Origin of the sequence: Streptomyces sp. NPDC094143, from assembly GCF_040303825.1 — a bacterium.
Taxonomy (GTDB): Bacteria; Actinomycetota; Actinomycetes; order Streptomycetales; family Streptomycetaceae; genus Streptomyces.
The window spans coordinates 213592-228492 of record NZ_JBEOTZ010000001.1 but is presented as its reverse complement, the minus strand read 5'-3'; the positions used below and the strand labels follow the sequence as shown (position 1 = coordinate 228492).

At 70.9% G+C, this 14901-nt stretch carries 10 protein-coding genes; 7 read left to right on the top strand and 3 right to left on the bottom strand.

The window, feature by feature from the left end:
- Positions 1-56: 56 nt before the first annotated feature.
- The 6 genes from ABTZ58_RS00995 (at position 57) to ABTZ58_RS00970 (ending at position 10013) form a co-directional block, all read left to right on the top strand.
- The gene (locus tag ABTZ58_RS00995) at positions 57-2429 is read left to right on the top strand and encodes a glycoside hydrolase family 2 protein (protein ID WP_351348871.1); all 2373 of its coding nucleotides are present in this window, start codon (positions 57-59) and stop codon (positions 2427-2429) included.
- On the top strand, positions 2426-3463 hold the full coding sequence (locus ABTZ58_RS00990) for a LacI family DNA-binding transcriptional regulator (RefSeq protein ID WP_351348868.1): 1038 nt from the start codon (positions 2426-2428) through the stop codon (positions 3461-3463). The genes ABTZ58_RS00995 and ABTZ58_RS00990 overlap by 4 nt, the downstream gene beginning before the upstream one ends.
- Before the next feature lie 120 nt (positions 3464-3583).
- A complete protein-coding gene (locus ABTZ58_RS00985; RefSeq protein ID WP_351348865.1) occupies positions 3584-4801 on the top strand; it encodes a thiolase family protein in 1218 nt (405 codons plus the stop codon).
- Entirely contained in the window at positions 4798-6927 is a 2130-nt protein-coding gene (locus ABTZ58_RS00980; RefSeq protein WP_351348862.1) for a 3-hydroxyacyl-CoA dehydrogenase NAD-binding domain-containing protein, read from the top strand. Before ABTZ58_RS00985 ends, ABTZ58_RS00980 begins: the two co-directional genes overlap by 4 nt.
- A gap of 162 nt (positions 6928-7089) precedes the next feature.
- Entirely contained in the window at positions 7090-8529 is a 1440-nt protein-coding gene (locus ABTZ58_RS00975; protein WP_351348859.1) for a cellulose binding domain-containing protein, read from the top strand.
- 59 nt (positions 8530-8588) lie between these two features.
- Positions 8589-10013, top strand: coding sequence for a polysaccharide deacetylase family protein (locus ABTZ58_RS00970; RefSeq protein ID WP_351348856.1), 1425 nt, complete (start codon positions 8589-8591; stop codon positions 10011-10013).
- A gap of 62 nt (positions 10014-10075) precedes the next feature.
- On the opposite strand, the gene ABTZ58_RS00965 is transcribed toward ABTZ58_RS00970, so the two are convergent.
- The 3 genes from ABTZ58_RS00965 to ABTZ58_RS00955 form a co-directional block, all read right to left on the bottom strand.
- Positions 10076-11860: a glycosyltransferase gene (locus ABTZ58_RS00965; protein WP_351348853.1), complete on the bottom strand. Its 1785-nt coding sequence runs from the start codon at positions 11858-11860 to the stop codon at positions 10076-10078.
- A complete protein-coding gene (locus ABTZ58_RS00960; protein ID WP_351348850.1) occupies positions 11857-13128 on the bottom strand; it encodes a nucleotide sugar dehydrogenase in 1272 nt (423 codons plus the stop codon). The genes ABTZ58_RS00965 and ABTZ58_RS00960 overlap by 4 nt, the downstream gene beginning before the upstream one ends.
- 231 nt (positions 13129-13359) lie before the next feature.
- Complete coding sequence (locus ABTZ58_RS00955) at positions 13360-14379, bottom strand: hypothetical protein (RefSeq protein ID WP_351348848.1); 1020 nt, start codon at positions 14377-14379, stop codon at positions 13360-13362.
- An 80-nt stretch (positions 14380-14459) separates the two neighbouring features.
- Here ABTZ58_RS00955 and ABTZ58_RS00950 point away from each other — a divergent pair, with 80 nt between their 5' ends.
- On the top strand, positions 14460-14831 hold the full coding sequence (locus tag ABTZ58_RS00950) for a PIN domain-containing protein (RefSeq protein WP_351348845.1): 372 nt from the start codon (positions 14460-14462) through the stop codon (positions 14829-14831).
- The last annotated feature ends 70 nt before the right edge of the window (positions 14832-14901 follow it).

Sequence of the window (14901 nt, the reverse complement as noted above, 5' to 3'; positions counted from 1 at the left end):
GCCAACGATGCGAAATCGACACTCGACTCTTCACTTAACCGGTAAAGGGAGTGCGCATGCTGGAGGTCACACCGCTCGGCGAGGGATGGATCCTGTGGCACGGCCCGGACGCGCTGCCGGCCGCCGCGCCGGGCTGCGTGCACACCGACCTGATGGCGGCCGGGGTGATCCCGGACCCGTTCCTCGGCCGGAACGAGACCGAGGTGGCCTGGGTGGGGCGGCGGGACTGGACCTACGAGCGGGAACTCGACGGCTCGTCGGCGCAGGAGCAGACCGACCTGGTCTTCGACGGGCTCGACACCGTCGCCGAGATCTCCCTGGACGGGCGGCCGCTGGGGACGGTGCGGAACATGCACCGCTCGTACCGGTTCGACGTGACGGGGCTGTCGGGGCGGCTGGCCGTGCGGTTCGTCTCCGCCTACGCCGAGGCCGAGGCCGTCCGGGGCCGGCTGGGCGAACGGCCCGCCGCCTACGCCGAGCCGTACCAGTACGTGCGCAAGATGGCCTGCTCCTTCGGCTGGGACTGGGGGCCGACCCTGGTCACCGCCGGGATCTGGCGGCCGGTGCGCCTGGAGCACTGGTCGACGGCCCGCATCGCCCGGGTGCGGCCCCTGGTGACCGTCGAGGAGGGCACCGGGGTCGTCGAGCTGGCCGTCGACGTCGAGCGGACCCGGGTGGAGGCACCGCTCGCCGTGGAGGCGTCCGTGGCCGGGGCACGGGCCCGCGCCGAGATCGGGGGGACGGGCGGGACGGTACGTCTGCGGGTGCCGGACCCGGCGCTGTGGTGGCCGCGGGGCTATGGCGAACAGCCGCTGTACGAGGTGGAGTTGAAGCTGCTGCACGGCGGCGAGGAGCTGGATGTGTGGCGGCGGCGGATCGGCTTCAGGACCGTGGAGCTGGACCGGCGGGCCGACGCGCACGGCACCGGCTTCACCCTCGTCGTGAACGGCGAGCGGCTCTTCGCGCGGGGCGTCAACTGGATCCCGGACGACGTCTTCCCGTCCCGGATCACCCGCGCCCGCTACCGGGAGCGGCTGGAGCAGGCCGCCGCCGCGGGCGTGGACCTCGTGCGCGTCTGGGGCGGCGGGATCTACGAGAGCGCGGACTTCTACGACGCCTGCGACGAACTCGGCCTGCTGGTCTGGCAGGACTTCCCGTTCGCCTGCGCGGCCTACCCGGAGGAGCAGCCGCTGCGCGGCGAGGTGGAGGCCGAGGCGCGGGAGAACGTCGTACGGCTGATGCCGCACCCGTCGCTGGTGCTCTGGAACGGCAACAACGAGAACCTGTGGGGCTTCCGCGACTGGGGGTGGGAGCCGCGGCTGGCCGGGGACTCCTGGGGCGAGGGCTATTACCTGGGCGTGCTGCCCCGGGTGGTGGGCGAGCTGGACCCGACCCGGCCGTACACGGCAGGCAGCCCCTGGTCCGGGTCGTGGCGGCACCATCCGAACGACCCGGCGCACGGCACCCACCACTCGTGGGAGGTGTGGAACCGCGAGGACTACGCCGGCTACCGGCTCAGCGTGCCGCGGTTCGTCGCCGAGTTCGGCTGGCAGGCGCCGCCCGCGTACGCCACGCTGCGCCGGGCGCTGCCCGGTGAGGATCTCGCGCCGGACTCCCCCGGCATGCTGCACCACCAGAAGGCCGACGACGGCAACGGCAAGCTGGCGCGCGGTCTCGCCCGGCACTTCGCGGTGCCGGACGGCGACTTCGACCGCTGGCACTACCTCACGCAGGTCAACCAGGCCCGGGCGGTCGCGGCCGGGATCGAGCACTGGCGCGCGCACTGGCCGGTGTGCGCGGGCACGATCGTCTGGCAGCTCAACGACTGCTGGCCGGTGACCTCCTGGGCGGCGATCGACGGGGACGGGCGCGAGAAGCCGCTGTTCCACGAGCTGAAGCGGCTGTACGCGGACCGGTTGCTGACGATCCGGGGGACAAAGGACGGACGGCTGGAGCTGGCCGCGGTGAACCAGGCGGCCGGGGACTGGACGGGGACGCTGACCCTGCGGCGGATGTCCGTCGAGGGCGAGGTGCTGGGGCGGCGCGGCGTGCCCCTGGCGGCCGGGGCGCGAAGCGTGGCACGGGTCGGGGTGCCGGACGGACTGGTGCCGGCGGGACCGAAGGAGTTCCTGGTGGCGGACGCGGACGGGCTGCGGGCGGTGCACTTCCCGGTGCCCGACCGGGAGGTCGCCTGCCCCCGGCCGGAGTTCGAGGTCGCGCTCGCCCCGGAGGGGATCACGGTGACCGCCCGTACGCTGGTGCGGGACCTGCTGCTGCAGGCCGACCGGCTCGATCCGTCGGCGCGGGCCGACCGGGGGCTGGTCACGCTGCTGCCGGGCGAAGAGGTGACCATCGGGGTGCGCGGCTGGAAGACTCCGGACGCGGAACGTGCTCGATCGGCCCTGTACTGCGTGGAGCCCACCCGATGACGGCAACGCCGACCCCTCGCGTCACCATCAAGGACGTCGCCGCGCGCGCCGGCGTGTCCAAGGGAGCCGTGTCCCTCGCCTTCAACCACAAGCCGGGCCTGTCCGAGGCGACCCGGGACCGGATCTTCCGGGCGGCGCGGGAGCTGGGCTGGGCGCCGAGTCTCACGGCCCGGACGCTGGCCGGGTCGCGGGTGGACGTGGTGGGGCTCGCGGTGTGCCGGCCGGCCCGGATGCTCGGTCTCGAGCCCTGGTACATGGAGTTCGTGTCGGGCGTGGAGAGCGTGCTGGCCGAGCACTCCTGCTCGCTGCTGCTGCGGCTCGTGCGGAGTCTGGACGAGGAGGTGGGGGTGCAGGAGGCGTGGTGGCGTGGGCGGCAGGTCGGCGGGTCGATCCTGGTCGACTTCCGGGCCGACGATCCCCGGGTGGGTCTGGTCGAGCGGCTCGGGCTGCCGGCCGTCGCCGTCGGGCACCCCTCGCTGACCGGGGGGCTCACCTCGGTGTGGACCGACGACGCCACGGCCGTGACGGAGGCGGTGCGGTACCTGGCCGCGCTCGGGCACCGGCGGATCGCCCGGGTGGGCGGGGCGGCGGACCTCGGGCACACCTCGATCCGGACGGCGGCGTTCGACGAGGCGGCGGGAGCGCTGGCGCTGGCCGGGGCGTGGCAGGTGGCGACGGACTTCTCGGGCGACGCGGGGGCGCGGGCGACGCGGTCACTGCTGACGGCCGCGCCGCCGGACCGGCCGACGGCGATCGTGTACGACAACGACATCATGGCGGTGGCCGGTCTTTCGGTGGCCGCGGAGATGGGGCTGCGGGTGCCGGACGACGTGTCGCTGCTGGCGTGGGACGACTCGCAGCTGTGCCGGCTGACGCATCCGACGCTGTCCGCGATGAGCCATGACGTGCACGGCTTCGGTGCGGAGGTGGCCCGGACGCTGTTCTCGGTGATCACGGGGGGTGAGGCCGGGTCGCATCCCGTGCCCACACCCGTCCTGACACCGCGGGGGTCCACGGCGCCGCCGAAGGTGTGACCTTCACCGCTCCGCCTGTCAGGACTGTGCAGCTACGTTACTCATAAGTAGCATGGAGACTGAGCGCGCGCTCAGCGCATCGCAGCAGCACCGCAATCCTGACCCTGGAGGAGAGCCATCGTGCCTCGTACCGTCAGGGACGTCGTCTTCGTCGACGGCGTCCGCACCCCGTTCGGCAAGGCGGGCCCGAAGGGCATCTACCACGAGACCCGTGCCGACGACCTCGTCGTGAAGGCGATCCGGGAGCTGCTGCGCCGCAACCCCGGCCTGGACCCCAAGAAGATCGACGAGGTCGCCATCGCCGCGACCACGCAGATCGGTGACCAGGGCCTGACCATCGGCCGCACGGCCGGGATCCTCGCCGGCCTGCCGCAGTCCGTCCCGGGCTACAGCATCGACCGCATGTGCGCCGGCGCCCTGACCGCCGTCACCACGGTCGCCGGCTCCGTCGCCTTCGGCGCCTACGACATCGCCATCGCCGGCGGTGTCGAGCACATGGGCCGCCACCCCATGGGCGAGGGCGTGGACCCGAACCCGCGGTTCGTCTCCGAGAAGCTGGTCGACGAGTCGGCCCTCTTCATGGGCATGACCGCGGAGAACCTGCACGACCGCTACCCGCAGATCACCAAGCTGCGCGCCGACGAGTACGCCGTGCGCTCCCAGGAGAAGGCCGCCAAGGCGTACGCCAACGGCAAGATCCAGGCCGACCTGGTGCCGGTCTCGGTCCGCCGCACCAACGCCGAGGCCGGTGAGACGGGCTGGGGCCTGGTCACCGCCGACGAGCCGATGCGCCCGGGCACGACCCTGGAGAACCTCCAGGGCCTGAAGACCCCGTTCCGCGTCCACGGCCGGGTCACCGCGGGCAACGCGGCCGGTCTGAACGACGGCGCCACCGCCTCCCTCATCGCCTCCGAGGAGTTCGCGCGGGAGAACGGCCTCCCGGTGAAGATGCGCCTGGTCTCCTACTCCTTCGCGGGCGTGGAGCCGGAGGTCATGGGCTACGGCCCGATCCCGGCGACGGAGAAGGCGCTGGCCCAGGCCGGTCTGTCGATCTCCGACATCGGCCTGTTCGAGATCAACGAGGCCTTCGCCGTCCAGGTCCTGGCCTTCCTCGACCACTACGGCATCGCCGACGACGACGAGCGCGTCAACCAGTACGGCGGCGCCATCGCGTTCGGCCACCCGCTGGCCTCCTCCGGCGTCCGCCTGATGACGCAGCTGGCCCGCCAGTTCGAGGAGCAGCCGCACGTCCGCTACGGCCTGACCACCATGTGCGTCGGCTTCGGCATGGGCGCGACGGTCATCTGGGAGAACCCGCACTTCGAGGGGGACAAGTGAGCACCACCGCCGAGCTGTTGAAGCAGGCTTCCGAACTGTTCCCGGACGAGGTCGTCACAGTCGCGCACGTACGCCACTTCGACCTCCCCCTGGGTGCCGGGCGCTTCGCCCTGATCACCCTGGACAACGGACACGACCACACCAAGCCGACCACCTTCGGCCCGGCCTCGCTGGCGAATCTCAACGCCGCGATCGACCAGGTCGAGAAGGAGGCGGCGGACGGCGAGATCGTCGGCGTCGGCATCACCGGCAAGCCGTTCATCTTCGCGGTCGGCGCCGACCTCAAGGGCGTCGAGATCCTCAAGGAGCACGAGCACGCGCTCGCCATCGGCAAGGGCGGCCACGAGGTCTTCAAGCGGCTGTCGCAGCTGGCCGTGCCGACCTTCGCGTACTACAACGGCGCCGCGATGGGCGGCGGTGTCGAGGTCGGTCTGCACTGCACCTACCGCACCGTCTCCGCGGCCGTGCCGGCGTTCTCCCTGCCCGAGGTCTTCCTCGGCCTGGTCCCCGGCTGGGGCGGCTGCACGCTGCTGCCGAACCTGATCGGCCCCGAGAAGGCCGTCTCGGTGATCATCGAGAACAGCCTCAACCAGAACAAGCAGCTCAAGGGCAAGCAGGTCTACGAGCTCGGGATCGCCGACGCGATCTTCGAGGGCGCGGACTTCCTGGAGCAGTCGCTGATCTGGACCTCCGCCGTCCTCAAGGGCGAGCTGGAGATCGAGCGTCCGGTGATCGACCGCGGCGAGGGCTGGGACCAGGCCGTCGCCAAGGGCCGCTTCATCGCCGACTCCAAGGTGCACGGCGCCGCCCCGGCCGCCTACCGCGCCCTGGACATCATCGCCGCCGCCAAGAACGGCGACCTGCAGCAGGGCTACGACGCCGAGGACCAGGCGCTCGCCGACCTGATCATGGGCGGTGAACTGCGCGCCGGCATCTACGCCTTCAACCTGGTGCAGAAGCGCGGCAAGCGCCCCGCCGGCGCCCCGGACAAGTCCCTGGCCCGCCCGGTCACCAAGGTCGGTGTCGTCGGCGCCGGTCTGATGGCCTCCCAGCTCGCGCTGTTGTTCCTGCGCCGCCTGGAGGTGCCGGTCGTGCTCACCGACATCGACCAGGAGCGCGTCGACAAGGGCGTAGGTTACGTCCACGCCGAGATCGACAAGCTGCTCGGCAAGGGCCGCATCAACCAGGACAAGGCCAACCGCCTCAAGGCGCTGGTGACCGGTGTCCTGGACAAGGCCGAGGGCTTCGCGGACGCGGACTTCATCATCGAGGCCGTGTTCGAGGAGATGGGCGTCAAGCAGCAGGTGTTCGCCGAGGTCGAGGCGGTCGCCCCGGCGCACGCGATCCTCGCCACCAACACCTCGTCGCTGTCGGTGTCGGAGATGGCCTCCAAGCTCCAGCACCCCGAGCGGGTCGTGGGCTTCCACTTCTTCAACCCGGTCGCCGTCCTGCCGCTGCTGGAGATCGTCCGGGGCGAGCAGACCGACGACGCCTCGCTGGCCACGGCGTTCGGCGTCGCCAAGAAGCTGAAGAAGACCGCGGTGCTGGTGAAGGACGCCCCGGCGTTCGTCGTGAACCGCATCCTGACCCGCTTCATGGGCGAGATCCAGAACGTCATCGACGAGGGCACCCCCGTCGAGGTCGCCGAGAAGGCCGTCGAGCCGCTCGGTCTGCCGATGTCGCCGCTGGTCCTGCTGGAGCTGGTCGGCCCGGCCATCGGCCTGCACGTCTCCGAGACGCTCAACCGGGCGTTCCCGGACCGCTTCACGGTCTCCCCGAACCTCAAGGCGGTCGTCGAGGCCGGCAAGCGCGGCTTCTACGTCTACGACAGCGGCAAGCCCGAGCTCGACCCCGAGGTCGCCGCGCTGCTGAAGCAGGGCGACACCGTCCTGACGGAGGAGCAGGTGCGCGAGCGGGTGCTCGACGCGGTCGCGCAGGAGATCGGGCTCATGCTCGACGAGGGCGTGGTCGCCGAGGCGCAGGACATCGACCTGTGCCTCATCACGGGCGCCGGCTGGCCGTTCCACCTGGGCGGCATCACGCCGTACCTGGACCGCGAGGGTGTCTCCGAGCGCGTCAACGGCAAGAGGTTCCTGGCTCCGGGCGTCGCGAGCGTCCCGGCGTAACGCGTTACCCCTGAGGGGGGTGGGGCGTGCGGTAACAATCCGTGCACCCGCCCCCCTCTGCGCATGCCTGCACGGATAGGATCCTCACACAATCCGACCATTGTTTACCTGGCTCCGACGGTCTCCACCCAAGGCCGCCGGTGTCTTGAGAAGGAGTCTTCCGTGGCGTCCTCCCGCCGCCGACCGTCCGGACGACGGGTGTGGCCCAAGATCAGGCTCCTGCTCCTCGTGGCCGTGGTGGCGGCCGGCGGAACCGCGCTGTACCCGGTGTGGAAGGCGGCCAACCCGGACCCGCCCGAGCTGAAGGTCCGCTACCGCACGGACACCCCGGCCACGGCGGCGGCGGCCAAGCCGTCCCTTGAGGTCTTCAACGACACCGGCAAGCCGCTGCCGTTGAGCGATGTCACGCTCCGGTACTGGTTCACTGCCGACGGCTCCGCCTCGTACGCCTACAACTGTGTGAACGCCGTCTTCGGCTGCTCGAACGTGGCCGGGCGGATCGTCGCGATGGACAAGCCCACCGACACCGCCGACCACTACCTGGAACTCCGGTTCACCGAGGGCGCCGGTGACCTCGGGGCCGGCGCCAACAGCAAGGGAATCGACGTCCAGCTGTTCCGCACCGACCACAAGAAGCTCAAGCAGTCCGACGACCGCTCCTTCGACGCGGAGAAGACGTCCTACAAGGAGGCCGAGAAGGTCACCGCGTACAAGCGGGGCGTCCTCGCCTGGGGTGAGGAACCGGACGGCACGAAGGCGAGCGACGAGAAGAAGGCGACGGCGAAGACCGCGCCCGCGGCGCTGCCCGCCCCGCCGGCCGGGGTGCTGTTCGACGACTTCAGCTACCTGGGCCCCAAGGACCCCGCCCTGTTCAAGCACGGCTGGCTGGTCCGCACCAGCAAGGGCGGTCCCGGCATCGAGAACACCTGGTCGGCTCAGGGCGTCAGCTTCCCCACCGCCGAGGGCTCCCACGCGGACGGCCAGGTGCTCAACCTCCGGGCGAGCACGGACGGCACGAAGACCGGGACGAAGCAGGCGAGTCTCGGCACGGCCGCGAGCAAGTTCCGCGACGGCACCTACGCGGCCCGCATCCACTTCAGCGACGGGCCGTCCGCCGGCAAGGCCGGCGACCACGTCAACCAGACCTTCTACACCATCGGCGGCAAGGGCTCGAAGTACAGCGAGCTGGACAACGAGTACATGCCCAACGGCGGCTGGGGCCGGCCCGGCCCCAAGCTCGACACGGTCACCTGGTACGACCACAAGACCAACGACCGGGTCTACGAGACGACCAACAAGAGCCTCGACGCCTGGCACACCGTGCTGATCCGGGTGAAGGACGGCGTGGTCGCCTACTGGCTCGACGGCAAGAAGCTCTTCCTGAGCAACGGCAAGTACGTGCCCCGCGCGGACATGTCCGTGAACTTCAACCACTGGTTCATCGACCTGCCGTTCAAGGGCGAACGCGCCTGGGACATGAAGGTCGACTGGCTCTACTACAACGCGAACGACACGCTGTCGGCGGAGGAGGTCCAGGCCGAGGTGGCGGACTTCACCGGCGAGGGCATGAACTACTTCGACACGGTTCGGGAGACCCGGTGAGGAACAGGCGGTCCGGCGCCCACAGGCACGCTGCCGAGGCAACGGAGAACAAACCGGTGGTGAGCAGGCGCTCCGCGCTGCTGATGGGCGGCGCGGGGGGCGTCGCGATGGCCGGTGCCGGCGCGTGGATGGGCAAGGTGATGGCACAGCCGGCCGCCGCCCCCGCCGCCGAGGGAGCCATCGGAGGCCTCACCACGCCTCCCCTCTACGCCCCCTCCGGGCGCCGCCCGAAGTACCGCCGGGCCAGCTGGTCCCAGCAGTTCCAGTCGGGCCACGGCTGGACACCCGGCGGCGCGGGCACGGCCTCGGCCGAGGCGAACGACAAGACCCAGTTCGTCCGCGGCACCCAGGCGGTCCGGGTGACCACCAACGGCACCGGCAAGCAGTCCTACGTCCGCAGGACGGGCCTGAGCGCGATGAGCCTGAGCGGCAAGATGATCCGGCTCGTCTTCCGCGTCGACGACGTCACCAACCTGGCCAAGATGGTCTTCTACCTGGGCAGCGGCTCGCTCGCGAACCACTTCGCCTGGACCTTCCACGTCCACTCCAAGACGTCGGCCAACTACGTCCAGTCCGGCGAGTGGGTCACGGTCCACCTCCAGTGGGCGGACGTCAACGCGGCGGCCGGTACGTACTCCATCGGCGCGGACGGCAAGCCGTCCACGAAGACCGGCTTCACGGACATGTCGTTCGCCGTGTACGACAACGCGGGCGGCCCGGTGACCTACCGGCTGCAGGCCGTGGAGCTGATCCCGGACACCGTCTCGGTCTTCCCCAAGGGCGTCGTCTCCATCACCTTCGACGACTCCCACAAGTCGATCCACGACCTGGCCCGGCCGGTCATGGACCGCTTCGGCTTCCCCGGCACGGTCTACAACATCGCCGACGCCATCGGTACCGGCAGCTTCCTGACGATGGGCCAGATGCGCTCCATGCAGGACTTCTCCGGCTGGGAGATGGCGGGCCACTCGTACGCCAACGCCGTGCACACGGCCAGCTACCCCAAGCTGACCGCCGAACAGGCCGACGACGATTTCCGCAAGCTGCGCGAGTGGCTGGTGTCCAACGGCTTCACCAGCGAGCACTTCGCCTACCCGCACGGCGCCTTCCAGAAGACGTCCGACGGCGTGCCGGTCGACCAGATCGCCAGTCGGCACTTCACCACCGCCCGGTCGATCATCTCCGAGACCATCGAGTCCTTCGCCCCGGCGATGCCCTACCGCCTCAAGGCGCTGACCGGCATCAACGACGGCACGGGCATCGGCGGTACGGCCCTGTCGAAGCTGACGGGCCCGGGCGGCAGGCTCGACCGGTGCGTCAACAGCGGCGACTGGCTGATCCTCTGCCTGCACAAGGTCACCGAGGGCCCCCCGGCGACCAGCACCGAGATCGGCAAGGCCGGTCTGGAGACCCTGATGAAGGCGATCGACGACCGGGACATCCCGGTGCTGACGGTCGAGGAGGCCATGGCCTCGTACACCTGAGGCCCGGACGCACAAGTGAGGGGCGGCCCCCCGGCCGCCCCTCTCTCCGTTCTTCCGCGGTCCTACCAGCCGCCGCCCTGCCCATAGCCCTGGCCGTGCCCCTGGCCCTGACCCTGGCCTTGGCCTTGCTGCCAGGAGGGGTCCTGGTAGGGGTAGCCGCCCTGCTGCGGGTCGTGGCCATGGCCCGGGTACTGCTGCTGGTACGGGTCGGGCTGACCGTAGCCGCCGCCCTGCCACTGCTGCTGGCCGGCCGGTGCCGGGGCTCCCCAGGACACCCGCTGCTGCGGGACGGCCGCGTGCTGCTCCTCGTCATAGCCGGGGATCGGCTGCGGCTGGGAGGGGATGCCGCCCGCCGGGCGCGGCCGGGTGCGCAGGGCCACGCCCTCCAGGCGCATCAGCTGGAGCGTCTCGGTGACCTTCTTGTCGGAGTACGGGTCCTCTTCCTCGAAGATCTCCGTCACGTCGTGCTCGTGGTCCCCGGCCACGGACACCTCCACGCCGCCCTGACGGGTGCCCCAGCTGCCCTTGTGCAGGGTGAACAGGGCGTAGAAGCGCAGCGGGGTGAGCAGCGTCAGCTGGATCACGCCGTAGATCGGCGCGAGCAGGAACATGCCGAAGCGCTTGACGAAGCCCATGCCGCGGCGCGGGAAGTCGAGGTAGCGGACGTTGCGCAGGTACCCCATGAGCACCATGAAGATCAGGTAGTCCCCGATGTGGTTCAGGAACTGCTGGGGCTTGATGATGGGCAGGATGACCATCGAGTAGAACATCGCCGAGCCGAAGACCAGCCAGAGCGCGAGCTCCATGCAGGTCAGCCAGAAAGCCGGGCGGTACTTCTTCTGGTGGCGGAACGCCCACAGGGACTCGCGGAAGAAGGACTTGTTCCAGCGGACCTGCTGGCGCAGGAAGTGCGGCAGCTTCTCGGGGACGGCGGTGTAGCCGACGGCCGTCTCCTGGAAGACGACCTGGCCTTCCATCAGGCAGTAGTTGGTCATGCGGCGGTCGTCGCCGAAGACGGCCGGCTTGCCCAGGAACTGCTGGTTGAGGAAGTCCGGCAGGTACTTGCGCACCAGCGTGCCGCGGTAGGCGGACAGCGCGCCGCAGCAGCACAGCACCGACTTCAGCCGGGAGTAGGCGGCCCGCTCGAAGAGGAACGAGTTGCCGTAGCGCAGGTCCTGCAGGCGCGTGAAGATGTTGCTGTCGTGGTTGAGCGCCAGCACCATGCCGGTGGAGGCCATGATCTTCTCGTCGGCCAGCGGCAGCAGCAGTTCGCGCACGGTGTCCCGGGACAGCACCGTGTCCGAGTCGACGCACAGGAAGATGTCGGAGTACGGCGCGGCCTCGAAGCCCAGCGCCAGCGCCTCGCGCTTGCCCTTGTTCTCGGGCTGGACACTGACGGTGTACTTGACGCCCTTGGCCTCGAACTCGCGGCGCAGCTTCCTGGCCGCACGGATGCCGGAGTCGTTGGCGCTGGCGTCGTCGATGATGTGGATCTCGTTCGGCAGGCGGCTCTGCGCGAGGAGGCTGCGCATGCCCTGCTCGAACATCACCGGGTCCTCGTTGTAGATCGGGATGACCGCGGTGACCCAGGCGTTCTCCAGGTACTCCAGCTCCTCCCGCCCGGCCTTGGCCGGACGGTAGAACAGGGCGCCGATCATCTTCAGGGCCAGCAGGCCCATGGCGCCCATCGAGTACAGGTGGAGCGAGCCGGCGTCGAGCCGGGTGGCGATCAGCGCGGCCAGGCCCAGGAAGACGAAGTACGAGACCTTCAGGTGCCGCCGCTTGCGGTGGGCCCGACGGCCACCGGAGTCGACGGCTCCCGGTATGTACGTATCGTCGGCAGTCACAGCTTGACCACCCGCGGATGGTCGGCGGACTTGCCCCGGGTGTCGAACAGCGCCCGGGCGCGGTCGGCGAGCGCGTCCAGGTCGATCTCGCGGTGCGGCTGGAGCAGGATGGTGAGGTCGGCGGCCTCGGCGGCGGCGAGGTAGTCCCCGGCCCGCTCGACGGGCGCACCGTCGACGCGCCAGTCCTCGACCCGCGGGTCGAAGTAGACGAGCTCGGCACCGCGCGCCAGGAGGTTCTCGGCGACGGCAAGCGCGGGGCTCTCCCGCTGGTCGGAGATGTCCGGCTTGTACGTCACGCCGAGCAGCAGCACCCGGGAGCCGCGCACGGCCTTGCCCTGGTCGTTCAGCAGGTCCGCCGCACGGTTGACGACGTGCACGGGCATGCGCTGGTTGATCTCCTGCGCCAGCTCCACGAACCGGAACGGGATGCCCAGCGAACGCACCTTGTACGAAAGGTAGTTGGGGTCGATCGGGATGCAGTGCCCGCCGACGCCGGGGCCGGGGTAGAAGGGCGCGAACCCGAACGGCTTCGTCGAGGCGCACCGGATGGCGTCCCACAGGTCGACGCCGATCTCCCGGCAGAACATCGACATCTCGTTGACGAGCGCGATGTTGACGTGCCGGTAGGTGTTCTCCAGCAGCTTGGCCATCTCGGCCTCGCGGGTGCCCTTGGCCTCGACGACGCGCTGCACGAACCGCTCGTAGAGGGCACGGGCGGCCTTGGTGCAGTCGGCCGTGATGCCGCCGACGACCTTGGGGGTGTTCTCCAGGCCGAAGGAGGCGTTGCCCGGGTCGATGCGCTCCGGGGAGAAGGCGAGGTGGAAGTCGACGCCGACCCGCAGTCCGCCGGCCTCCAGGCGCGGGCGGACGACCTCGTCGGTGGTGCCCGGGTACGTCGTCGACTCCAGCACGACGAGCGTGCCGGCCCTCAGGTGGGCGGCGATGTCGTCGACGGCGGCGTGCACCGCGCCGAGGTCCGGGGCGCCGTGGTCGGTGAGCGGGGTCGGCACGCACACGACCACCGCGGCGGCGTCGGCGATGACCCCGGCCTCGTCGACGGCGCGGAAGCCCTGATCCAGCATGGTGCGCACTTCGGCGTCGGTGATGTCGTCGACGTGCGAACGGCCGGCGTTCAGTCCGTCGACCACCCGCCGGCTGCGGTCGAGTCCGACCACCTTCAGACCCACTGCGGCGGCGGATCTGGCCAGCGGCAGTCCCACGTAACCGAGTCCGACAACGACAAGATCCACCGTGGAGGATCTGCTCACGACATCATTCCCCAACCCCGTTGCCACGGCGTCGGCCAGACGCAGCAGCAACCGGCCCCCCGAGCAAATCGAACAAGTCAAAGGAGGCTAACAAGATCTTCACTTTTTGACCATGTTCATCCAGGGTGCGCCTTGTCACGCGGGCATCTGTACAACCCTCGCCACACTTCGTGTGTCTGGTGCGTCAGGAGCCTCGGAATGAAGGGCTCCCCCCCCGTTTCCGGCAGGGCGTCAGATCTCCCGCCAGGCCTCCAGCGCGAGCCCCGGCTCGTCCTTGCGGCGGGTCAGGAGCAGGGTCCCGCTGGACGGCGAGAGCGAGGCCGCGACGACCTCCTCGTGCTCGTCCAGCGCCAGCGCGACCAGGGCGTCGGACGGCAGTTGCGGGCCGGACTCCGTCCACCAGGCCCCCGCCGACTCCTGCTCGGTCGGGTACGCGGCGAAGGCGACCCGGCCGCTCGACGAGCGCTGCGCGAGCACGGTGCAGTCGTGCCCCTCGATGACACAGCGCACCGCGGAGACCGGCCCGGGTCCGGCGGCCGTCAGGAGGGGCACCGGTTTCTCACCGGGCCGCCAGGCGCACAGGTCACCGGACAGGTCCGTGAAGAAGACGGTGGTGTGCTCGGCCGACGTGGCGAGCGCGCGCAGGGTCCCGGGACGGACGGCGGCCTCCACCTCACCGGCCCGCGCCGGCTTCTTCCCGTCGCCCTCCTGCCGCCAGTGCAGGATCGCGCCGGGCGCGCAGGCGTACAGCTCGATCAGCCCCGACTCCCCCGCCACGGGGGCCAGCTGCTGCTCTACGTCCTGCCCCCCGAGGTCCAGCCAGCCGCCCCAGCCGCCCTTCACCTTCTGGTTGCGCAGGCTCACCCCGCCGCCCGCGTTGCGGACGAAGACGTAGCCGCGCCCCGGGCCGTCGACGGCCACGGCCGGCGGCCCGGTCCGGTCGCCCTTCTTGTCGGGGTGCCCGATCGGCACCCAGTCCAGGGGGGCCAGCAGGGGCCGGAAGTGCGTGGTGTGCACGAGCCCCGACTCCCCCGGCACGGTGGGCCGCCAGGCCGCCAGGTGGGCGTAGCGGTCGGCGCCCTGCCCGACCGCCGCGCCCGGGTGCAGCTTCTGGGTGCCGCCGACGGTGCGCGGGGTGTCCTCCCAGGGGCCGCCGGGGCCGCGTTCCGCCCGGCACAGGACGGCTTCGCCGGAGGGCAGGTAGACGGTGAGGCGGCCGTCACGGCCGCGCAGGAGCCAGTCGCCGTTCACCAGTTCACTTTATGCGGGCTCGGCGGCCCGCCGTGGCCCACCCCCGCGTGCCGCGGCGCCCGTCGTGCGACCCTGGCCGCATGAACGCCGCTGAGCCTCTCCTCGTCGTGGTGGACGCCGCGAATGTCGTCGGATCGGTGCCGGACGGGTGGTGGCGGGACCGGCGGGGGGCCGCGGAGCGGCTGCGGGACCGGCTGGCGGCGGACGGGGTGCCGGGGGTGCCCGGGCCGGTGGAGATCGTCCTCGTCGTGGAGGGGGCGGCCAGGGGGGTGGAGTCGGTACCCGGGGTCCGGGTGTCGTCGGCGCCGGGCAGCGGGGACGACCACATCGTCGAGGTGGTGGCGTCGGCCGGCGACCGCTCCGTCCTGGTGGTCACGGCCGACCGCGAGCTGCGCGGGCGGGTCGGCACCCTGGGCGCGAAGGTGACCGGGCCGCGCACGGTGCGCCCATAGCGACCCGGCACGGCTCCGGGCCGCGCGGTGCCCTCCCCCTCGGCCCGGTAGCAGCACGGGAGCGACCTCG

What these genes read in the sequence shown, in the direction of transcription:
- ABTZ58_RS00995 (WP_351348871.1), top strand. Translation starts at nt 57, where the DNA reads ATGCTGGAGGTCACACCGCTCGGCGAGGGATGGATCCTGTGGCACGGC.
- ABTZ58_RS00990 (WP_351348868.1), top strand. Translation starts at nt 2,426, where the DNA reads ATGACGGCAACGCCGACCCCTCGCGTCACCATCAAGGACGTCGCCGCG.
- ABTZ58_RS00950 (WP_351348845.1), top strand. Translation starts at nt 14,460, where the DNA reads ATGAACGCCGCTGAGCCTCTCCTCGTCGTGGTGGACGCCGCGAATGTC.